20 protein-coding genes and 1 pseudogene are annotated in these 21,319 nt (G+C 63.0%); 5 read left to right on the top strand and 16 right to left on the bottom strand.

All coding sequences use genetic code 11. The features are described from left to right. Positions 1-29: 29 nt before the first annotated feature. The 7 genes from ABQM86_RS03750 to ABQM86_RS03720 form a co-directional block, all read right to left on the bottom strand. On the bottom strand, positions 30-902 hold the full coding sequence (locus ABQM86_RS03750) for a polysaccharide deacetylase family protein (RefSeq protein WP_369745964.1): 873 nt from the start codon (positions 900-902) through the stop codon (positions 30-32). Positions 903-986: 84 nt separating this feature from the next. Next, on the bottom strand, positions 987-1,412 hold the full coding sequence (locus ABQM86_RS03745) for a CoA-binding protein (protein WP_207596150.1): 426 nt from the start codon (positions 1,410-1,412) through the stop codon (positions 987-989). Positions 1,413-1,484: 72 nt separating this feature from the next. Beyond that, a complete protein-coding gene (locus ABQM86_RS03740; RefSeq protein WP_369745963.1) occupies positions 1,485-2,399 on the bottom strand; it encodes a hypothetical protein in 915 nt (304 codons plus the stop codon). Continuing rightward, positions 2,396-2,950, bottom strand: a complete 555-nt coding sequence (locus ABQM86_RS03735; protein ID WP_207596148.1) for an RNA polymerase sigma factor — start codon at positions 2,948-2,950, stop codon at positions 2,396-2,398. Before ABQM86_RS03735 ends, ABQM86_RS03740 begins: the two co-directional genes overlap by 4 nt. A 397-nt stretch (positions 2,951-3,347) precedes the next feature. Continuing rightward, a complete protein-coding gene (locus ABQM86_RS03730; protein WP_369745961.1) occupies positions 3,348-4,652 on the bottom strand; it encodes an alpha-L-fucosidase in 1,305 nt (434 codons plus the stop codon). After that, complete coding sequence (locus tag ABQM86_RS03725; RefSeq protein WP_369745960.1) at positions 4,649-5,263, bottom strand: TetR family transcriptional regulator; 615 nt, start codon at positions 5,261-5,263, stop codon at positions 4,649-4,651. Before ABQM86_RS03725 ends, ABQM86_RS03730 begins: the two co-directional genes overlap by 4 nt. Continuing rightward, positions 5,260-6,306: a saccharopine dehydrogenase gene (locus ABQM86_RS03720; RefSeq protein WP_369745959.1), complete on the bottom strand. Its 1,047-nt coding sequence runs from the start codon at positions 6,304-6,306 to the stop codon at positions 5,260-5,262. The genes ABQM86_RS03725 and ABQM86_RS03720 overlap by 4 nt, the downstream gene beginning before the upstream one ends. 401 nt (positions 6,307-6,707) lie before the next feature. Here ABQM86_RS03720 and ABQM86_RS03715 point away from each other — a divergent pair, with 401 nt between their 5' ends. Continuing rightward, positions 6,708-7,844: an AI-2E family transporter gene (locus ABQM86_RS03715; RefSeq protein ID WP_280626444.1), complete on the top strand. Its 1,137-nt coding sequence runs from the start codon at positions 6,708-6,710 to the stop codon at positions 7,842-7,844. 31 nt (positions 7,845-7,875) lie between these two features. On the opposite strand, the gene ABQM86_RS03710 is transcribed toward ABQM86_RS03715, so the two are convergent. Both ABQM86_RS03710 and ABQM86_RS03705 read right to left on the bottom strand, forming a co-directional pair. After that, positions 7,876-8,331 (bottom strand): iron chaperone, encoded by a 456-nt coding sequence (locus tag ABQM86_RS03710; protein ID WP_369745958.1) that lies wholly within the window; start codon positions 8,329-8,331, stop codon positions 7,876-7,878. A gap of 120 nt (positions 8,332-8,451) precedes the next feature. Further along, on the bottom strand, positions 8,452-9,780 hold the full coding sequence (locus ABQM86_RS03705; RefSeq protein WP_369745957.1) for an aspartate aminotransferase family protein: 1,329 nt from the start codon (positions 9,778-9,780) through the stop codon (positions 8,452-8,454). A 127-nt stretch (positions 9,781-9,907) separates the two neighbouring features. Between ABQM86_RS03705 and ABQM86_RS03700 the strand changes: the two genes are divergently transcribed. Then, complete coding sequence (locus ABQM86_RS03700) at positions 9,908-11,437, top strand: PucR family transcriptional regulator (RefSeq protein ID WP_369745956.1); 1,530 nt, start codon at positions 9,908-9,910, stop codon at positions 11,435-11,437. A 13-nt stretch (positions 11,438-11,450) separates the two neighbouring features. Here ABQM86_RS03700 and ABQM86_RS03695 read toward each other — a convergent pair whose 3' ends face one another. Further along, positions 11,451-12,956 (bottom strand): CoA-acylating methylmalonate-semialdehyde dehydrogenase, encoded by a 1,506-nt coding sequence (locus tag ABQM86_RS03695; protein WP_369745955.1) that lies wholly within the window; start codon positions 12,954-12,956, stop codon positions 11,451-11,453. Positions 12,957-13,458: 502 nt separating this feature from the next. Between ABQM86_RS03695 and ABQM86_RS03690 the strand changes: the two genes are divergently transcribed. Together ABQM86_RS03690 and ABQM86_RS03685 are read left to right on the top strand one after the other, a co-directional pair. Further along, positions 13,459-13,701: a DUF4073 domain-containing protein gene (locus ABQM86_RS03690; RefSeq protein ID WP_369745954.1), complete on the top strand. Its 243-nt coding sequence runs from the start codon at positions 13,459-13,461 to the stop codon at positions 13,699-13,701. Between the two features lie 121 nt (positions 13,702-13,822). After that, on the top strand, positions 13,823-15,529 hold the full coding sequence (locus tag ABQM86_RS03685; protein ID WP_369745953.1) for a PHP domain-containing protein: 1,707 nt from the start codon (positions 13,823-13,825) through the stop codon (positions 15,527-15,529). Between the two features lie 3 nt (positions 15,530-15,532). Here ABQM86_RS03685 and ABQM86_RS03680 read toward each other — a convergent pair whose 3' ends face one another. The 3 genes from ABQM86_RS03680 to ABQM86_RS03670 form a co-directional block, all read right to left on the bottom strand. Next, complete coding sequence (locus ABQM86_RS03680; RefSeq protein ID WP_369745952.1) at positions 15,533-16,672, bottom strand: App1 family protein; 1,140 nt, start codon at positions 16,670-16,672, stop codon at positions 15,533-15,535. A gap of 59 nt (positions 16,673-16,731) precedes the next feature. After that, positions 16,732-17,388: a class F sortase gene (locus tag ABQM86_RS03675; RefSeq protein WP_369745951.1), complete on the bottom strand. Its 657-nt coding sequence runs from the start codon at positions 17,386-17,388 to the stop codon at positions 16,732-16,734. 85 nt (positions 17,389-17,473) lie between these two features. Continuing rightward, positions 17,474-17,716 (bottom strand): hypothetical protein, encoded by a 243-nt coding sequence (locus tag ABQM86_RS03670; RefSeq protein WP_369746710.1) that lies wholly within the window; start codon positions 17,714-17,716, stop codon positions 17,474-17,476. On the opposite strand from ABQM86_RS03670, the gene ABQM86_RS03665 reads away from it, so the two are divergent. After that, complete coding sequence (locus ABQM86_RS03665) at positions 17,691-18,275, top strand: hypothetical protein (RefSeq protein WP_369746709.1); 585 nt, start codon at positions 17,691-17,693, stop codon at positions 18,273-18,275. The genes ABQM86_RS03670 and ABQM86_RS03665 overlap by 26 nt on opposite strands. 14 nt (positions 18,276-18,289) lie before the next feature. Here ABQM86_RS03665 and ABQM86_RS03660 read toward each other — a convergent pair. The 3 genes and pseudogenes from ABQM86_RS03660 to ABQM86_RS03650 all read right to left on the bottom strand — a co-directional run. Beyond that, a pseudogene (locus ABQM86_RS03660) lies at positions 18,290-18,988 on the bottom strand (ice-binding family protein); the annotation flags it as partial. Positions 18,989-19,283: 295 nt separating this feature from the next. Beyond that, positions 19,284-20,585 carry a cation:proton antiporter gene (locus ABQM86_RS03655; RefSeq protein WP_337340509.1) on the bottom strand — a complete coding sequence of 434 codons (1,302 nt, stop codon included), beginning with the start codon at positions 20,583-20,585 and terminating at the stop codon, positions 19,284-19,286. Positions 20,586-20,691: 106 nt separating this feature from the next. Continuing rightward, on the bottom strand, positions 20,692-21,264 hold the full coding sequence (locus ABQM86_RS03650) for a TetR/AcrR family transcriptional regulator (protein ID WP_369745950.1): 573 nt from the start codon (positions 21,262-21,264) through the stop codon (positions 20,692-20,694). Between the last annotated feature and the right edge of the window lie 55 nt (positions 21,265-21,319).

Here is a 21,319-nt window from a genome sequence, read left to right as displayed (position 1 = left end):
CGGGCGCGGGGCCACGTCTACGCCGCTGCCTACGCCACGCCCAGGAAATCCTCCAGCAGCACTACTTCCAGCCCCGCAGCCAACTGGGCCGCGCGGAAAGCAGCGAGGTCGGCGGCGAATTCGGCTCGGAAATGCATGAGCACAATGTCCCCCGGGCGCAGGGAGTTCCCCACCTGATAGTCCATCTTGCCCGCGTTGGCCTTGGCTTCCCAGGTGACGATCGCCTTCATGCCCGATGCCGCCACGGCTTGCCGCATCACGTTGGAGTAAGCCCCTCCAGGCGGCCTGAAGAGCGTGGGCCGGCGGCCGTAGTGCTGGAACGCGTACTCCTGCATTCCCACCATGTCGTTGACCTGCTGCTGGTAACCCCACTGCCGGACCATGTTGATGTTGTGCGTGACCGTATGGTTCTCAATCAGGCTTCCCTGGGCTTTGAAGGCGTTGAAGAAAGCCGGGTTGTCCGCCACCGTGTCCTTGGTGAGGAACAGTGACGCGGGGTAGTCGTACTCCGCCATCAGTTTCACGGATTCAGGCGTCTTGATGTTGCCGTCATCGATGGTCAGGAACACCACCGGGTGCTTCGTCTCGATCTTGCTGATCACTGGCGCCAGGCCGCCCACGATCGGCGGGAGTTGGTAGTCCGGAATGAAGGTGCGCCGGATGCGCTTGGTGGGGGTGGGCGTTGTGCTAGGCGTCGGCGTCGTCGAAGCGGACGACGTCGGAACCTCGCCTCCGACCCCCAGTGCACCGTTCTGCCCCGGCGCCTCGGGCGACCCGGCGGCTCCAGTGGGCGTCAGCGCCGGCGTCGAACTTTCCGCTGCTGTACAAGCTGTCAGGCCGGCCACCACGGAAGCGCCAAGGATGCCGAAAGCGGCCCGCCTGCTGGGAGTGGAAAATGACACCGCAGAATGGCCGCCGAACATGGTTGTCCCCCAAGACTCAAGAATTGATTCAGCTGAAATCTAACAGAGGAACCGGGCCTGGAATCACAAGCCGTAGTGCCAGCCTTCGCGCGCCGGGCAGGAGTTCACTACCACTTCTAGCCCCGCGTCCTTGGCACGCTGGGTAGCTTCGTCGTCGAATACGCCCAATTGGAGCCACACGGCCTTGGCGCCGATCGCAATCGCTTGGTCGATCACCGCCCCAACGCGCTGGGAGTTGACGAAACACTCAACAACGTCGATGGGATGCCTGGCTGCCGGAATATCGGCAAGGGTTGGGTACCCTTTCTCGCCGTGAACGTCCTCCCCCTTGAGATTTACGGGAATGATTTCCATGCCCATGGTGTCCCTGACATAGAGCGAGACCTCATACGCGGAACGCCACTGGTTGGTGCTGAGACCGACGATGGCCCAGGTGCCCTTTGTTCGCATCAAGCGTTCCACGACGTCAGGATCGTTGACATGCATCATCCCCCCAGACTACCTGCCCACCGACGGGCCTTCTGGCCGAATATTCTGCGTCTGTGCCCAGATGGCGGGTGTCTAGCGGTGACCCTGCTTCAGCCACTTCTTCCACTGGTCCGTCACGGGCTGGAACTGTTCTGGGGTGCGTTTGTCGGACAGCGCCGGAAGCAACGCTCCTTGCTTGCCGCTGAGCCCGGGCTTTGCCGGCTTTCCGGTGTCGGTTTTTGACGCTTCAGCCTTAGGGGTATCCGCGCTCTGCCGCCCGAACTGGTCTTCCTTGGCCTGCGGCCCTTGGGCTGCGCCGCCAAGTGATTTGTTCGGCTTGGCAGTTCCTGGATGGGCAGAGCTTGCGTCGGCAGCGCCCGGCTGGGCAGCGCCGGCGTGGGCAGCGCCGGCGTCGGCAGGTTTAGGTACTGGCACTGCCGGGACGGCGTCGGGCGCCTCCGCCTGTGCCTCCGCCTGTGCCTGTGCCTGTGCCTGTGCCTGTGCCTGTGCCTGTGCCTGTGCCACATTGTCGGCATCAGCAGCCGCGGGGAGTGGAATGGTTGCCGCTTCCGAGGAAGGTGGAATCGCCGCGGGGTCTACCGCAGGAGCCGGTTCCGTAGTGACTCTGGGAGCGTCAGGCGATGGCAGTTCGGGTGCCGCGATTGATGGCCGGGGGTGGAAATTACTGATGAGCTGGTCAATGAAGGAAGGGTTCCGGGTGAATCCCGAGCTGGCCGCGGCGACGCCGCTCACCCCAAGTCCCATTGCAGCCACTACCGCGATGCTGACCACTGTGGTCCGGTGCTTGTGACGCCAGCGATGCTTGGACAGTTCATCGTGCGGGCCGGCGATCATGGCAGCGAGTTCCGGGCTGGGAGCGGGAGCCGGAAGGTTGGCGAAGGTACCCAGCGAAACCAGCGCTTGGCGGACGTCTGAAGCGTCGGCGAGTCCGGCGTCGAGCAGTAACTCGTCCACGATCGCTTCGCGTTCTGTATCCCTGCATGTCATGGCGACACATATTCCTTTACTGCCGAATGCTCACGGAGCGCAATGAGGGCCCGGCGCTGTAATTGCTTGACTGCGCCAGCAGTTTTCCCCATGATGTCGGCTACCTGTTCAACCGTCAGGCCGGCCACGATGCGGAGATGCAGGACCTCACGCTGGTCCTCGCCCAGGTTGTCCAGAAGCGCCGCAACCTCATATGGCGCCAGTCTGGACAAAGCTTCGGCCTCTGCAGAACTCGTCTCGCGCGTGTCCCGTTCGGGCTCGAACTCGTGCTGTATCGGCGCCCGGTTTTGCTTCCGGTGCTCATCCACCATCCGTGCATGGGCCACCGAGAAAATGAAAGTCCGCAAGCCATTGACGCCACCACTGAGGTCATCGAGCCGCGGCAACACCGCCAGGAACACGTCCTGCGTACTTGCTTCAGGATCGGGCACGCCTTTGGCCGTCAGGTATCCGAGAACCTGGCCCGCGTAGGCCTGGTAAACGGCGCTGAACAGTTCCGCGGTATTGCCCTTGAGCGCATGAAGCGCTTCGTCGGTCAACGCGTCGGTCACAATTGTGGGACTTTCGATCGGCGGCAGGTCCGTGGCTTTCCAGCCAGGTCACCCGTGTTGAACGACGGACAACCCCACCAAGGGTATCTGCTCTGCCGGGCCATCCCCAGGGAGGACCCGCTTGTCCGGGAAACTACTTTGGACAACTCCTCCGAACAAGGAAGAGCCGAGCTGGAACATGATGGGGGACAAATTCCAGCTCGGCCCTTTCACAGACGTAATCGACCAAGGACGCCAAAGGGTTACGCGAGGTACAGAGTTTTTTTGAAAACTTTTTGAGGGCAGCTGTTGCTACCTCCCTGCATCATGTTCTGGGGGCCGGTGTGGGAAGAGCCGGGCTCCCAACTAGGTAACAGTAAACGTCCCAGTGAGCGCTCAATGGGACGTTTACTGTTACCTAGTTGGGCTGTTGGTCCGGCGCGTCCGTGGGGGCTTCGTAGCCTTCGGGAATCATCGGCACTGCGGCATCCAGCGCTCCGGTGTAGACACGCGCTGAGCTAAGGCGGCCGCCGCCACCCTTACCGCTTAGTTTCACGTGCAACCTTTTTGCGGTGACAACGGGCATCTGGTGAATGCGTCGGTGCCCCACCGTCTGCCCCTCAACAAGCCCCGCTCCACCATCAAGCCCCGCTCCCCCAACGCCGTCATCACCAAACACCGTGTGCTGAGTGATCCGTTGCCCCGAACTCAGGTCCTCCGCGAGTTCCACATGGTTGAACGTCACGGCAGCAGGGAAGCTCAGGGTCGCTCCGCCGTCGTGGTGGTCAATAGTGGCCTCAACCGCGCCGGAGAGGCGACGGTCCAGCTCGGCCTTCCACTCCTGGAGCGTCGCGACATCCTGCTCCGGAAGCAGCCCCCGGGTGTCTGGAGGAAGGTTCAGCAGGAGGTTCGCACCCATTCCCACAGATTGGTAATAAATCGCCAGCAGGTGTTCGGTGGATTTGGGCTCGTCGTCCGGGTGCCAGAACCAGCCGCGGCGGAGGGAAACATCGCACTCCGGCGGTAGATAGTGTTCGATCCCCAGCCCTGAGCTGGACTCCGTGTACTGGGTGTCGGACGTGCGGTCCACCACGTAGTTCACGGGGTCCGACGCCAGCCCATTCTCATTGCCTACCCAGCGGATGGTGGGCTGGCCCATGTTGAAGATCATGGCGTCCGGCTGGTGCTCCTTAACAACAGCGATGATCCGTTCCCAGTCATACTCCCGGCCCACAGACCCGGCGCCGTCGAACCACAGTTCCATAAGCGGGCCATAACCGGTGCAGAGTTCCGTGAGCTGCTGGACGTAGAAGTCGTCGTAGGCCGCGGGATCGCTGTAACAGCCCGCGTTCCGGTCCCAGGGCGACAGGTAGAGCCCCAGTCCGACGCCCTGTTCTGCGCAGGCCTCGGCAACCTCGCGAACAACATCCCCTGACCCACCGCGCCAGGGCGAGGACGCGACAGAGTAGTCAGTTGTCGCCGTGGGCCAGAGGCAGAATCCGTCATGGTGCTTGGCAGTGAGGATCAAGTACCTCGCGCCCGCCTCCTTGGCCGCACGAACCCAGCTGCCGGCGTCGAGTTCTGTGGGGTTGAATTTCGACGGCGGTATGGTGCCGTCGCTCCACTCCTTGCCGGCAAAGGTATTGATGCCGAAGTGGATGAACGCGCCGAACTCGAGTTGCTGCCAGCGAAGCTGCGCGGGCGTGGGCGTCAGGTGGTTCACTGGGCGGTTTCCTGTCCGTGGATCAACCACTGCGCGGTGCGGATGATGGCATGATCGCCTTGTTCGGTTCGTAGCCCCGCGATGTCGGATCGTGTCACGGCCGCTCCCTCAAAGAGGCTGACGATAGCGGCCGCCACTCCCCTCAGGGACGGCTCCGACAGTTCCGGCCGGCCCCGCCGGACAACACCTTGAACGTGCGCAGCGTATTGGTGGTAAAAAGACCGCAGAGCACCGGCCGCCTGATCATCCGAGGCGGCCAGTGCCCAAATCTCCAAGTGCATCCTTACATCAGCCAACTCCGAATGCTCCAGAAGCAGCGCGGTGAGCAGACGGCCGGAATCGTCCCGGGACAACGTGCCTGACGCGTCTGAGCCGAGGCCGAACCCGGCTGTCTCCTCAAGCCGCCGCAGCGAGCGCTCCAGGGCTCGCTCAAGGACGGCGCGGATAAGGTCTGAACGGGTTGGAAAGTAGTGCTGCAGATGTCCGATCCGCACCCCTGCGGCAGCGGCAAAGTCCCGCATTGCAGCGTTCGCGTTGCCCTTGGTGACCAATACTTCTTCAGCAGCGTCAAGGAGCGCAGCCTTCCTGAGGGCGCCCTTGCTTTCGGTCATGACCTCAATATTGTCACACCGTGCGATTCAAGTTCCGCGAGCCGGGATGCAGGATCCGGCGCGGATTCGGGGAAGGAAACACCGGGCCGCGCACCCTCCGCGAGAACTGCGCGCAGCCCCAGCAATCCGCCCAACGCGGTCAGATGGGCCTGTCCCTGCGGATCTGAAATGACGGCCGTTCGTGTTGCCTCCGGCCCATTCACGTCAACACGGATGTGGGCCGTGCCGCCCGCGCCGGGCGAGTACAACAGGGAGCGTCGCAGCGGCGTCCACCGTTCCCCACTCCCCCAGCGGAACAGTCCCACCGCACGTGCGGCGAGCAACGCCGTCGTGGACGTATTGGAGCTGAACCCAATCCGGGTTGCCACCGATCCGGCACCGAGGGTGAGCGGCAAAGTGAACTGTTCAGGAGTGTCGAGCCGTGCCACCTTGGTGCGGTGCCCGGCAATGTCTACCCAGCGGGTGTCGCTCAACGGACGTACGACGGCGGCCTTACCGCCTTTGCGTACTTCAAAGTCCAGTCCCAGCCGGTCCATGAAGTCCACTGAATCAACTCCAGCGCTGTCGTTGATGTCGTAACGGATGGCGACGTCAATCTGGTCACTGCCGCCCGCGTCCTGGGCCAAGGCAGCTGCCACGATGTTGATCACGCCACCCATCCAGCCCGAGCTCAGCAATACAGGAGCAGTGGGCCGCAGGATTGTTGCCAGGGTGGCTGCCCTGGTGACGCGGCTGGTCCAGCGGGTGACATCGACGTACGGAATGCCGGCGCTGACGGCAGCGCGGAGAACTCTGTCGTCGGGGTCGTTGACAGTGCTGATCACCGCCCTGACCTTGGCTTCGAAGGGTTCCGGGCGGCTGAGGTCCCACCTTTGGAGGGTCACATTTCCGCTTGCCAGGTGGCTGCCGCGGTCCGGATTCCTGCCTGTGAGGAGCAATGGCCATTGGGTACCGGCCAGTCGCGTGAGTGCCGTACCGACGGTGCCGTAGCCGCCGACGATCAGGACGGGACCGGTGGGGTCAGATTCAAGGAGATCATTCATGACACTCACTTTAGGTCATTTGACCTAGAAATTCACAAACGCTGGAAACCCTATAGCTGCCACGCAACGGGGAGTAGGCTGCAAGCATCTGCCCGGAGCACTACACCGCGTACGCAAAGGAGAGATCATGACCCTTCCTCCCACTCACGAGCCCGAGCCATTCCCCCCGGACCCGGGTCCGGTGCCACCGCCACCGGACCCCACCACACCGTTTCCACCCAGCCCTATTCCGGATCCAAACCCCACACCCGGGCCATCGCCGGTTCCCGACCCAGGTCCGGTACCACCGCACCCCGATCCGACGCACCAGGAAGCCGATCCGGCACACTAGGAAAGGGCATTAGTCAGTAGGCTTATGTTTGATCAGGTCGGTTGACCGATGCGAACGAACAGGAGCCCCCATGACGGCACACGAGGAAACAGCGCCCGTTTCCGTCCGCAAGCAACGCAAGCCCGACCCCTGGAAGGACTCCTTGGGCCGCGCGTCCGTCCGGGCAGCGCAGGTACTGCTCATTCTGACCCTGACGGTGGTGGCGATCTTCGGGCTGCTTCAAATCCGCCTGCTCGTCATCCCGGTGCTCATATCCCTGATCCTGGCGGCGGCTATAGGGCCATTCGTCAACATGCTTCGACGGCGCGGCTGGCGCGGCGGCCTGGCCACCGGCGTCGCTTTCCTGGGCCTCCTGATAGTGCTCGGCGGGGTCATCACGGTGATCGTCCTGTCGGTGCGCAGCCAGTGGGACGAACTGATCAGCCAGGCCGCGGCCGGACTGGATGAGTTGGAGAATTTCCTGCTGACCGGGCCGTTTCCCATCGATCGGGAGCAGTTGAACCAGGCACGTGAAGCGGCAGTGGAGTTTGCCCAGAGCAGTCAGGTACGTTCCGGGGCGGTTACCGGGTTATCGGTGGTGACGGAGTTCCTTGCCGGCGCCAGCCTGGTGGTAGTGATCCTGTTCTTCTTCCTCAAGGACGGCGCCAAGATCTGGGAGTTCTTCCTGCGACCCTTCACCGGACTGAGGGAAGCCAAGCTTCGCCGGGTTGGAAAGCGAACCATGGAGGTTCTGGGCGGCTACGTCCGGGGCACGGCGATCGTTGCGTTGGTGGACACGGTAGCGATCGGCACGGTCCTGCTCATCCTCCAAGTGCCGCTGGCCATCCCCTTGGCAATCATCGTGTTCATTGGAGCTTTCATCCCCTTGGTAGGGGCGACGGTCGCCGGGATCCTGGCAGCTTTGGTCGCGCTTGTCGCCAACGGCCCCATCGTGGCGCTGATCGTCGTGATCGCAGTGATCGCCGTCAACCAACTTGAAGGTGACTTCCTTCAGCCGGTGGTCATGGGCAAGTCCCTGGAACTGCACGCACTGGTCATCCTGATGGCGCTGACGGCAGGCACCATCCTCGCCGGGATCATCGGCGCCGTGTTGTCGGTTCCCATTGCGGCGGTCGCATGGGCCATTGTGCAGGTATGGACGGCAGAAGATCCGGATCTGGAACCCATGAATCCGGATCTGCCGCCGGCCAACAGCCAACCGGCTTAGGGCCAAGGAAGAGGGCCCCGGAAGCCCGTGATTATCCGAGCGCCTTCTTGAGCAACTCCACGATCCTCGCCTCGACCCCCGGCGTGATTTCCTTGAGGGCAAACGAGGTGGGCCACATGTCGCCGTCGTCAAGCTTGGCGTTTTCTTCGAACCCGAGCGTGGCGTAGCGGGCCTTGAACTTGTGGGAGCTTTGGAAGAAGAGAATGTTCTTTCCGTCCTTGGCGTAGGCCGGCATCCCGTACCAGGTCTTGGGCGTGAGCTCGGGCGCATGCTCCTTGACGATCGCGTGAAGCGCTTCGGCCATGGCTTTGTCCCCCTCGGGCATCTCAGCGATTTTGGCCAGGACGTCAGCCTCGCCGTCGGCTTTGGACGCCTTCTTGCGCGGAGCCTTCTTCAGTTCCTGCGCACGCTCCTTCATCGCCGCGCGCTCTTCCTCCGTAAAACCGTCGTAGGACCTGGTCTTGTCGGTTGTTCCGGTCTCAGCCATGGTGGATTCCTTCTTCTGTCCTGCGTAACTGTGCGGTTAACCCCCAAGTTACGGTGCCAGCGGGACGAAAACTTCTCCGAAACTGCTCAGTTGGGGTTGCGGCGGGTCGAAGGGAAGCCGTCAGCTGACGGCGGTCAGGGCGTCGTCGTAGATCGCCAACGCCTGGCGTACTTCTTCGGGAGTCACGACGGCGGGAGGCACCACGTGCACGCGGTTGTCGGCGATGAAGGGCAACAGTCCGCGGTGGAGCAGTTCGGCTTTGAGCTTGCCCATGAAAGCCGAACTGACCGGCGTCCGGGTCTGGCGGTCCTCCACGAGCTCGAGTGCCCAGAACACACCACGGCCCCGGACTTCACCGATGGCGTCGTGCTTGGCAGCCAGGGCATTCAGGCCGGGCTCGAGGTGATCGGCGCCGATCCGGGCCGCGTTCCCGACGATGTTCTCTTCCTCGAAAGCCTCGATCGAGGCAACGATGGAGGCCGCAGCCAGCGGATGGCCTGAGTAGGTGAGGCCGCCAGGGAAAACCCGTTCGTCAAAGGTGGCGGAGATGTCCTCGTTGATGACGACCCCGCCTACCGGGACGTAGCCCGAGTTGACGCCCTTGGCGAAGGTGATGAGATCGGGCCTGACGTTGAAGGCATCCAGGGCGAACCAGTCCCCGGTGCGTCCGAAGCCGGCCATGACCTCATCGAGGATCAGGACGATTCCATGCTGATCGCAGAGTGCACGAACGCCCTCGAGGTAGCCAGGCGGCGGGAGCAGAATGCCGGCCGTCCCGGGAACGGTCTCGAGGAGCACAGCGGCAACGGACTGCGGACCTTCCAGTTCAATGGTGCGGCGCAGGTGCTGCAGGGCGCGCTCCGCTTCCTGTTCCGCAGTCTCGGCCCAGAACTCGGAACGGTAAAGGTACGGCCCAAAGACGTGGACGTGTCCGCGGGAGTATTCGTTGGGGATGCGGCGCCAGTCTCCGGTGGCCACGATGGCTGCGCCGGTGTTGCCATGGTACGAGCGGTAACGGGAGATGACCTTGTCCCGCCCTGTGTGCAAGCGGGCCATGCGGATGGCATTCTCGTTGGCGTCCGCACCCCCGTTGGTGAAGAACACCTTGTCCATAGTTGACGGCGCGTGGGACAGGACCTTCTGGGCCGCCAGGGCGCGGGTGTGATTGGCATGCGCGGGAGCAACCGTGGTGAGCGTGTCCAGTTGCTGCTTGATGGCTTCGATGAGGCGCGGGTGCTGGTGGCCGATGTTCGTGTTGACCAGTTGGCTGGAGAAATCCAGATATGTCCTGCCGTCGTGGTCCCAGACAGTACTGCCGGAACCACCGGCTATGGCCATAGGCTTCAGCGTCTTCTGGGCTGACCAGGAGTGGAAGACATTGCCAGTGTCCAGCGCGGCAACCTCTGCGTTGGAGGTGGGAACAGCCAGGGCGGTCCGGGTGGGAGACATTGAGGGTCCTCTCGAAAGGGCGGGTGGGGCTTCCCCTTCATCTTGAACTTTTGAACAGATCAACACCTCAGGACATTTGTATAGTTGGCAGGGTGTGGAACTACTTTTTTCCAAGGAGTGCCTGAGCATGCCGCCAACCATCAACACCATCCTTCGCAACAGCTCACTGAACCTGAGGCTGGTGACCCCGAAGGCAGGTGATCCTGCGGTGGAAGCGTCCGTGTCCTGGGTCCACAGTTCCGACCTTGACGATCCCACGCCGTTCCTCGATCCCGGGCAGCTGCTGCTGACAGACGGAACGCAGTTCCCGGGGGGCGACGGTCCCGTGGCGCTCTACAACGACTACGTGTCGCGGTTGGTCAAGCATGGGATCAGCGGCCTCGGTTTCGCCACCCAAGTGATTCACGGGGTGCTGCCACCAGGCCTGGTAGAGGCATGCCGCAACCACGCGTTGCCTTTACTGGAGGTCCCGGACAGGACGCCGTTCATCGCTGTCATTCGATTCGTTGCAGATTTGCTGGCGAGGGAACAGAACGCACGGTCCGAATGGTCGCTCCAAGCACAACGGGCCATCGCGCGGGCTGCCCTGCGTCCCGACGGACTGCGCTCCATCCTGGCCGAGCTTGAGCGGCAGCTGCATGGCTGGGTGGCGATGTTCGACGCTGCGGGAAACCATATCCTGATGCCCAACAACCGTCCCGTGCCGTCGTCGATCATGCCCGGCGTGATGGATGCCGTACGGAAATCCTTGGACCAAGGCTCGCGATCGGTCTCGCAATTGACGGTCGACGGCGAGCAGATCACCTTACAGACGCTGGGCCGCCGGCATCATTTGCGCGGAGTGCTGGTCCTGGGTGCCATCGAACCCCTGGATCCGGCCCGCACCGACATCATCAACAGTGTGATCGCGCTGGCCAGCCTCGCCCTGGAGCAAACGCGCACCCTCGATACCGCACGCCGCCACCTGCGTGCAGGCGTTTTCGAGCAATTGCTGGCAGGAAGCACGGATGTTGCCGAGCGCACGGCCCGCCAGGTCTGGGGCAGGCTGCCCGCCGACCCCGTTGTGGTGACCATGGCCCAACCTCCCGGGCAAGGACAGAACCTCCTGGAGGCGCTGGAACTGTTGTCGGACGACCACCGTGGCGCCGTCTTCTACGCCCAACGGAACGAGAACATCGTGGTGCTGGCAGGTCCGGCACTCCAACAAAAGGTCACAGTCCTCCTGGAACGGTACGGCGCAACGGCGGGCACGTCGGTGGAGACGGACTTCGTTCACCTCGCCAAGGCGTTGAAGGAAGCAGAGCGATCACTGCAAAGGGCTCGGGAACTCACCCGCCCCCTTGTGGCCTTCGAGGAAATCTCCCGGGGCGGGATGCTGGGCCTGCTGCACAGCGATGAAGCCGGCTCCGTTGCCCGGCGACTCATTCAGCCGTTGGCCAAGCACGACGAAACCGAACAGACCCAGCTGCTGCCAACAGTTTCGGCGTGGTTGGCGAACAACTGCGTCTGGGATCGGACGGCACGGCAGTTGGGGATCCACCGGCACACTCTCAGGAACCGGATCGATACTGCGGGCACCGTCCTGGGACTCAACCTGGACAGCCTGCGCGACAGGCTGGAACTGTTCGCCGCCGTCGAGTTCCTGGAAGAGCGTTAGCCCCCACTCCCCTCTAGTTCTGGGGGAAGCCGAGGTTGATGCCGCCGTGGCTGGGGTCGAGCCAGCGTGAGGTGATGGCCTTTTCGCGGGTGAAGAACTGGAATCCTTGCAGACCGTAAGCCTTCGAACTGCCGAAGATGGAGTCCTTGAACCCGCCGAACGAGTAGTAGGCCACCGGCACGGGGATCGGCACGTTGATGCCCACCATGCCCACCTCCACCTCGGTTTGGAAGCGGCGGGCGGCGCCGCCGTCGTTCGTGAAAATGGCCGTGCCGTTGCCGAAGGCGCCCGAGTTGATCAGGTGCAGGCCCTCTTCGTAGCTCTTGACGCGGACAACGGCCAGGACCGGGCCGAAGATTTCCTCTGTGTAGACGCGCGAGGTGACCGGGACGTCGTCGATCAACGTGGGGCCGAGCCAGAAGCCGTTCTGGTCGCCGTCCACCTCAATGCCGCGGCCGTCCACCACAACCTTGGCGCCGTCCTCGATGGCCACGTCGATGTAGGAGGCCACTTTGTCGCGGTGCTGGCGGGTGACCAGTGGGCCCATGTCGCAGTTGCGGCGTCCGTCGCCGATCCGGAGCGTGGACATGCGGGCGGTGATCTTCTCGATCAAGGCATCGGCGACAGGCTCGACGGCGACCACCACGCTGATGGCCATGCACCGTTCGCCGGCGGAGCCGAAGCCGGCGTTGATGGCGGCGTCGGCAGTCAGTTCGAGGTCGGCGTCGGGCAGGACCAGCATGTGGTTCTTGGCACCGCCGAGAGCCTGGACGCGCTTGCCGTTGCGGGCCGCGGTCTCGTAGATGTACTGCGCGATCGGGGTGGATCCAACGAACGAAATCGCCTTCACATCCGGGTGCTCCAGCAGTCCATCGACGGCTTCCTTGTCTCCATGCAGGACGTTGAAGACCCCATCCGGAAGTCCCGCCTCGGTGAAGAGTGCAGCGAGCCAGTTAGCCGCCGTCGGGTCCTTTTCGCTCGGCTTCAACACCACGGTGTTGCCGGCCGCGATGGCGATCGGCAGGAACCACAGCGGCACCATGGCGGGGAAGTTGAAGGGGCTGATGATGCCCACCACGCCCAGCGGCGACTTGGTGGAGTAAACATCGACGCCGGTGGAGACATTCTCTGAATGCTCGCCCTTGATGAGGTGCGGGAAGCCGGTGGCCAGTTCCACGACTTCCTGGCCGCGGGTGATTTCCCCGAGGGCATCGGAGATCACTTTGCCGTGCTCGGAGGTGATGATCTCCGCGAGTTCGCCCTTGCGTTCATTCAGCAGTTCCCGGAAGCGGAAGATGATCTGCTGGCGCTTGGTGATCGACATGTCGCGCCAAGCCGGGAAAGCCTTGTTCGCCGAGGCGATGGCCGACTCGATGTCCTCGGCATTGCCAAGGTTGACCAGCTTGGTTTCCCGGCCAAGGGCGGGATCGAAGACGGGGGCCGTGCGGTCCCCGGCCGACGGCGCCTCAGCGCCCCCGATCCAGTGCGGGACCACCTGGAGTTCGTTGATTTCAGACACTGCGTACTCTTCTCTGCCGACGGGATCGATGTGAAGCATCTGGTTCAACCGTAGGGAAGGGACCTGCCGTCACTGGCACGACATTGAGCGAAAATTCACCAGTAGGGTCGACATATGTACAGGGAAGCACGAGGTGTTCAGACCCTTGGCTATACAACTTGGAGCCGCGCTTGCCCCCGGAGATCGGCTCACCCTCCGTTAAAGGTCACCAAACGGCCAACCTGTCATGACAAGTTGGCCATGGTTACTTTGCCCGCAATTCACCGGACGAATCTACCTTCTGAGGGTCAACGCATCCCGTATGAATGAAAGGTTCCATCATGATTTCCCCCAGCCGCCGCTCTGCCATCGCAGCATCAATCGCAGGGTTGGCCACCATCGGGGCCACGGCCGCCGTCGCATCTCCCGCGCAAGCCTCTGAGAATGGACACGGCTACTGGGCATCCTGGGCAAATACAAGAACGTCTTCGTCTTCACGGCCCACACCCATTGGGCGCTTCAGTTGGCTGACTGGGAAGTTCGCCGCACGGTTCCAGGCACGGGCAACCTGCAGGGATTCCAAGTCATCAACACCGGCGCAGTCCAGACGCTCTGGGAGGACAATGGCGCGGGCGGTGAACGCGCCTTGGATGGTCGGGAAGCCAGTGGGCTGCAAGTTGAGGTCTACAACGACTGCGTAGTAGTCAGGGCCCGCGACTACCGACGAGGTGAATGGATCAAGGAAGTTCAGATTCCGCTGTTCTAGCCGGACCGCCTCCCCCAATCGTTCCCGCCCGGTTAACCTTCGTGCCACCCAGCTTCCCTACTGTGATCCCGCTGGGGGATCGGAATCGACAGAGGGAAGCGCTATGTGCACTGGAGAAGAAATGACGACCACCCACAGCCAGAGTGTGAAGCTGGCCGATGCTGAACTAAGGAGCATGGGGCTGAGCCGCCGGCGCATCCTGCAGTCGGCCGGCATCATAGCCGCAGGCACCGCTGCCACGGCTGCCACGGCCCGGCCGGCCATGGCGAACCCGGGCGGGAACGACCCCCAACTGAAGTGGCTCGTGGGTGACCACCACGTCCACACGCAGTACAGCCACGACGCGAAGTACATGATCAAGCAGCAGCTGGACACCGCGCAGGCCTACGGCGTTGACTGGCTGGCATTAACGGAACACAGCAACTTCGGCCACGCCAACAACGGCGGCGCAGTCAATGCCAACAAGGAAATCAAGGCGCAGCGTGCAGCACGTCCTGAGCTACTGATTTTCCAAGGACTCGAGTGGTACATCCCGGGTGCGGAGCACGCTTCGGTGCTGGTGGCACCGGGGCCCAACGAAGTGAACCTCCTGCGCACGTTCGAACTGGTGTGGGACGGCAAGCTGAACCAGTGGGAAAAATCGACGCCGGGAACGGCCCAAGTGGAAACCTTTGAACGCAAGGCCGTGGAAGCCATCGCCTGGTTGGCCAACCAGAAGCGCTCAGGCTACATCGAGGACGTGGTGGCTTTGGCCAACCACCCCATGCGCCTGGGCATCGATTCCCCGCATGAGCTCCGCGCCTGGCGCGACGCCGCCCGCGACGTCATGATCGGCATGGAAGGTGCACCCGGGGCCCAAGGCTCGGGAGTCAGCCAGTTCTCCAGGGCCGGAGACCAGCGCGGCGAGTACACCAACAACCCCACCCAGTTCAGCTTCCCCGGGTACCCGGCAGACGCGTTCCGACCTTACGGCGGTTTCGACTGGGCCACGGCGACAGTGGGCGGCGTATGGGATTCCATGCTCGCCGAGGGCCTGCCGTTCTGGATCACTTCCAACTCGGACAACCACCTCACGGTCAAGGACACGTGGAAGACCGGACCGTACCCGGCCGAGGAGCCCTATCTCAGCCTGCCCAACGAGTTCGACCGGTGGTCCGTCACCGGCAAACGGCCGGACCCGTTCGACGCCGGCGAAAAGCAGGGCGGCAGCGACTACTGGCCCGGCCAATTCAGCCGCCTGCACACCGGTGTCACCGAGCGCTCCTACACCGGCGTATTGGAAGCCATGCGCCGTGGACGCATGTGGGTGGACCACGGACACCTGCTGCAAGGGTTGGATGTCCGCGTCCGCGAAGTCCGCGGCAATGGCGCAGGCAACAGCAACGGACGCAACGGGGTCACCCTCGGTTCCCGGCTGCAGGTTCGGCGAGGCGCCGACGTCGAAATTTCCATCACCATTACGACGACGGACTACCGCAACTTTGCGGGGATTCTTCCGAAACTCGCCCATGTGGATGTGATCGGCGGCGCTGTGACCGGTGCTGTGACGGATCGCGACACGTTGAAGGCGCCGGGAACCACTGTATGGAAGCAGCTGGACGTTTCAGGCCGCACCGGCACGTTCACCATCAGGCACGTCATCAAGGACGTCCAAAAGTCCTGCTACTTCCGTCTTCGCGGGAGTGATGGAAACCGGCACGGCGCTGGATACTACGGCGCATCCGTAGACCCCGCCGGCCCCATCCGGCACGGTGACAACCTCGGGGATGCTGATCCGTGGACGGACACCTGGTTCTACGCCAACCCGGTGTTCATCGACGTCGTGTAGTCATCACTGCGATGCCGTGCCCACTTCGCCTTCCTCAGGGTCATCGGCCGAACGGACCTCACTGCGGATAACGCCCAACTCCTCAAGCTGGACCGACATTCCTGCGCCATCCGGAGCATAAATCCACGGCACGCCGGGTGTCGGCTGGCCGCCGGACTTTGAACGACCACCCGCAAGCACCGCTTCACCGGCAGAGAGTTGTCGGATGGCGATGGCCTTGACGTTCTCAGGATGACGCTGGGCAAACTCCGAGTAAATGGCTTCGTCATGTTGTCCGTCGTCGCCCACCAACAACCATTTGATGTGGGGGAACTCTTCCGCGAGTCGCTCAAGGGAGTTCCTCTTGTGCTCCTGGCCGCTGCGGAACCAGCGGTCAGGAGTAGGGCCCCAGTCAGTCAGCAGCTTAGGACCCGCGGGATACAAATTACGGGAGAGGAACCGCGACAGCGTCGGAGCGACGTTCCAAGCTCCGGTGGACAAATACAGCACCGGCGCAGACGGCGCCGTCCGGGCGATCCGTTCGTACAACACGGCCATTCCTGGCGTCGGGGTCCTGGCATGCTCGTTAAGGACGAACGTATTCCAAGCGGCCAGGAAGGGACGCGGCAGGGCGGTCACCATCACTGTGTCATCAATGTCGGACACCACGCCAAAGTCGGCATCGTCCGCGACGATCTCCACGGGAGCCTCCACGATCCGCGATTCCCCGGACCGGAGGGTGATGGTGTGCCAGCCGGCGTCAAGAACGACAGGAATCCGCGCGTCCACCACACCTCCACGGTCGGCGACCACCTCGTGAACGGTCCCTGCAATCGTCACCTGCACGGATGCGTTTGCCACGGGCGCACTCGTGAAGTTGCGCCAACCACGCATGCTTTCCTGCAGCGGTTTGGCGTGGCCTGCCGCATCCCTGGGATCACTGCGGACTACGCGCGCCAACACCCGAACCCAGGATGTGGAGCCATAGCCGGTGTACGGGATCACGGTCTCCACCCGGCCACGCCGGATGGCAAGACGTGTCTGAAAACCAAGCCACGCGTCGTCGAGCCTCAGCGCGAGGTGGCGCCGCCCGCTGCTCTGCGGTTTGCCTTGACTATCAACGGCATGGGATTGGGGTCGCGGTTTCATGGGACGGGGAGACATGCGTCCAGTCTTCCATGCCCCCAGGGTTCACCGCAGTCCGGCATGCATGTAGCCATCGACTATTGCGGTGGCAAAGGACTCGCCTGGACGATGATGTTCTTCCCCCAAAGATCAGCCGTGTAGCACGTGATGACCATCAGGCGCCCTGGCTGCTTGTCCCAGATCGCGCTGTCCTTCAAGGTGTCCTTGTACTCGGTGGTGACCGCATCAATCCTGTACCCCAAGTGCCCTTCCGCCGTAGTGACGGTGAGTAGATCACCCGGCTTTGCGTGCTCGCTGATGTTATTGAAGGGAGAAGGCCGGCCCTCCAGGCTGTGGCCAACAATGTAGGTCGTGTTGGTGGAGCCTCCGCCAGGCATCCCATAAGGGCTGAGCCAATAGGCATCTGAAGTGTGCGGCGGAACGATTGCACCGAGCCGGAGTTCCTCCGCGGTGGGCGCCAACGGCACCACGTTTTGGTCCAGTCCCACCGCTCCATAGGTGATGTGCAACGGCGGAGAACCGTCCTTCAACCCACCTTCCTGATTCGGCCCTTCGGATGGTTCGGACGGTACAGGTGGCACCAGGGCCGGGGACTTCGCGGCTAAAGGGTCAGTAGCCGTCGAAGCCGGGGCCTCCGACATGACAATCAGGGCGCCGCGGTTGGCTGAGGTTGTCTGCGCTGTCCACCATGCAGGAAGCAGGAGGGCCGCGGCGAGGAAGGTGGCGAACGCCACCTTCCTCCACCGTTTCCGACCTATCAAGGCCGGAACAAGCGTGCGGCGGTGCCTCCCGCGCTGGACGGGTTGTCGCCGCACCCCGCTACTTCTCCTGGCTTTGTCCGCGTCCGTTCATCAGCAGCCGGACTGCCAGGAAAAGGATGCCCGCCCCGCCGAGGCCGACGAACGTTGTTCCAAGGATTGTTGTCCGGCTTAAGGAACTGGCCTTGGACACCGTGGCGGTGTCCACGTTCGTGCCCCGGTTCCGACCGCCGGTTCCAGCCAAGGGAACCGCCTGATCCGTGGTGGTGGCCTGGGTAGTGGACGTTTCGGAAGGCCCTGTCACAGGTGCCGTCCTGGTAGCAGTCGCGGTCCTCGTCGGTCGGCTGGTCTCAGAGGCCGTCGCGGTTGCCGTCGCAGTCGCCGTCGCAGTCTGGGTTGCCGTTTCGGTCACCGTCGGCGTCGCGGTCGCAGTCGCCGTCTGGGTCGCGGTCGCAGTCGCCGTCTGGGTCGCCGTTTCAGTCGCCGTCGGCGTCGCGGTCGCAGTCTGGGTCGCTGTTTCAGTCACCGTCGGCGTCGCCGTCGCAGTCGCCGTCTGGGTTGTCGTTTCGGTCACCGTCGGCGTCGCCGTCGCAGTCTGGGTCGCTGTTTCAGTCACCGTCGGCGTCGCGGTCGCCGTCGCAGTCTGGGTCACCGTCTCAGTCGCCGTCGGCGTCGCGGTCGCAGTCGCAGTCTCGGTCGCCGTCTCGGTCACCGTCGGCGTCGCGGTCGCAGTCGCAGTCTGGGTCGCTGTTTCAGTCACCGTCGGCGTCGCGGTCGCAGTCGCGGTCACCGGTGGTGCTGACGTCGTCGGAGTCGTGGCGCAGGCAGGGGTAGTGATCACGTTGGTGTCGAGGGCCACCTGACCATTCCGGGCCAGGAGCCGCCCCTCAATCCTCGCGCTGGTTTGTGCTGTGATGGACGTCAGGGCCAGAACAGAACCTTTGAACCTCGAAGCGGTGCCCAATGTAGCCGAGCTGCCCACCTGCCAGAACACGTTGCAGGCTTGGGCTCCGTTAATGAGGACAATGCTGCTGGCTGACGCTGTGATCAGGGTCGAGGCAACCTGAAAAACGAACACAGAGGCCGGATTGCCCTGGCCATCCAACGTCAACTGTCCGCTGAGCGCCAAAGAAGACGTTGACTTATACACGCCCTCCCTCAGTGTTTGGCCTACCAGGTCGCCGGACACGCTGGCCGTGAGCGGCCGGCCTGCCGCGTTGTTGTACGCCGTTGTCAGGTCTGATTGTGCCTGCAGAGCGACAGCGTCGGCTGCGTGGGTAGTTCCGGCGGCGATGCCTGGTGGAAACCCGGTGATGGCAGTGCCCGGGCTAAGGCCAAGGTCTCCTTGGAGAGTGCTCGGACCCGTGTTGGTCACGGTGGTTGCGGCCAACACCGAATACGGCGCTGCGGTACCCAGTTGGACAGTCGCGGCCGCGAAAGCGGGAACCTGTTGCAACATGATGGCTCCCGCAAGGAGAAGAACTCCTGATGCAGCCCCAATCGCGGTTCCTGTTCGGCGGTGACTCGATCCACCGGTTCGAACACGTGGGTCTTTTTGCGCAGAGCTATGTCGCATGGCAGTTCCTTCCCCAGCAGGGCAAACGCCCCAAAGCAACTGCCCGACAGAGTGTGGGGGAGCTATACAGCGGACTGTACGCGCACACATTTGGCGTGCCTAGGGGGCACGGGGGCGGAAAGAAGCCCGGCTTCCAGGTCGGCAGGCGGCCGAAAGAACTGCCACACGAACATCGTGCCTGCTCAGGCCGTCAGCATGCTGATAAGTAGACTGTCGAGGAAGAACCTGAGTGGCCGAATAATTTCTCCAAAAAATTTATAAAAGAGCGGGATCCGGCCCTTATGCTGCCCTCGTCCTAGACAGCAGTGGTTGGTGCTCGGCCTTCGTCGCCATGTTGTTTGCGCGCTTCGGCAACGCGCAAACGGTCCAGTCGATTCATCAAGGGCGCAGTGGTGGCGCCGTGTACCACGATCGACAAAGCCACTACCAAACCGACCATGGCCCACAATTCGCGGGCCTCTGTCCCGAAGTTTCCATGGCTCAGCGCGAAGGCAACGTAGAACAGGGAGCCGATCCCGCGAATTCCGAAGTAGGAAATAGCCAGGCGTTCGCGGGGACCGGTCTTTCCGCGCATGAGCCCGATCCATCCGGCCACGGGGCGGACAACCAGAAGGAACGCCAGGGCGACCAACAGCTCCGCCCAGCCGATCCCCTCCAATAAGCCGCGGGCTATGGCGCCCCCAAGGAGGACCAGGATCACTACTGTCATGAGGCGTTCCAACTGCTCCACATAGCTGTGCAGCACTTGGTGGTACGCGTGGTTGCGTTCGGCGGATCGAATGGTCAAGGCGCAAATGAAAACTGCAACGAACCCATAGCCGGACACCATCTCCGTTGCACCGTAGGCCAGGAACGTCGCCGCCAGGGCCACAAATCCTTCGGAATGCTCGGACAAACGAAAACTCTTGCGTTTGGCTGCGAAAAAGACCAAGCTCAGCAACTTGCCCGTACCGTACCCAATGAGCACACCGGCAACAGTTCGCCATAGAACGTCCACAGCAACCCACTCCCCCAGCCAACCGGCCGGGGAGGCCCCCACGAGGCTGATGAGGATGGCGAGATAAACGAAGGGGAAGGCAAGCCCGTCATTCAAACCCGCCTCGGAGGTCAAGGCGAAACGAACCTCGTCTTCGTCCGGGTCCTCCTCGCTGTCCGCGGGCCTGCCAACCTGCACTTCCGACGCCAGCACAGGGTCCGTGGGTGCGATCGCGGCTGCCACGAGGATGGCTGCGGCGAGCCCCAAGCCCAGCACCCACAGCCCCAGGAGCGTCATCACAAGGATGCACAAAGGCATGACGATGCCGAGCAAGCGCCACGTGGTGGACCATCCACGCCAACGGAATGGCCGGTCCAACGCCAAACCGGCCCCCATAAGGGAGATGATGACGCAGATCTCGGTCAGGTGCGTGGTGAACTCGCCATACTGAACGGGATCCGGGTCCGGCAGCTCGGGAAGCAAGGTGAAGGCGAGGATGCCGCTGCCAAGAAAGACCATGGGCATGGACAGCGGCATGCGTCGCAACAACTTTGGCAAGACAGCAGCGGCCAACACCGCAACGCCTGCCGAAAGGAACAGGATGCTGGGGACTTCAAACACGGATGGTCTTCTTCCTGATGCGCCGTTCGGCGCATCCCAGAAGCCTAGTCCCGGCAGCGCCGTTCTGCTATCCCGCCCCTCCAGCCGGGCAAGATCCGGCCAGACCTCATCCAGCCCAGGCGACACCCAAGGCCGCGTCGATGAGGACCTCAGCCGCTTGACGCGCTTGCCCGGCGGCGTCGGACGTTCCGGCGATGGCCGCTGTCGTCTGGGCGCCTTCGGCGAGGATGGCCAGTTGCGGCGCCAAGTAGCCCGGAGCACCGGCCTCCACCGCCAGGCGGGCGACGTATTCCTGGAATGATTCTTTGTGCTTCCGCGCATACTCGGCGACCTCGGGGCTCACGGCACCCAGTTCGGCGAAGCTGTTAATGAAACCGCACCCGCGGAATGAGTCCTGGCAGAACCAACCGGCAAGGTAGTCGAAGATGGCAAGGAGCCGCTCCCGCGGCGTCCCGGCTTGTTTGACTGTAGCGTCCAGCCCTTCGGTCCAGGACTGATGCCGGTACTCCAGTACGGCCATGACAATGCTGCTCTTTGACGGGAATTCCCCGTAAAGCTTCTTCAGCGAAACCCCGGCAGCGGAACGCAACTCGTCCATCCCAACAGCCTGGATTCCCTTGGCATTGTAGAGCTCGTCAGCAGTGGCAACGATGCGTTCGCGGACTTCGGAAACATTCATGCATCCATTCTACTTGCAAAGAGAACGAACGTTCTCTACGATGGTAAACACCAGA

It is taken from the genome of Paenarthrobacter sp. AMU7 (genome assembly GCF_041200195.1).
Classification (GTDB): domain Bacteria; phylum Actinomycetota; class Actinomycetes; order Actinomycetales; family Micrococcaceae; genus Arthrobacter.
The sequence above is the reverse complement of the archived record's forward strand: the minus strand, read 5'-3'. Positions and strand labels throughout refer to the sequence as shown.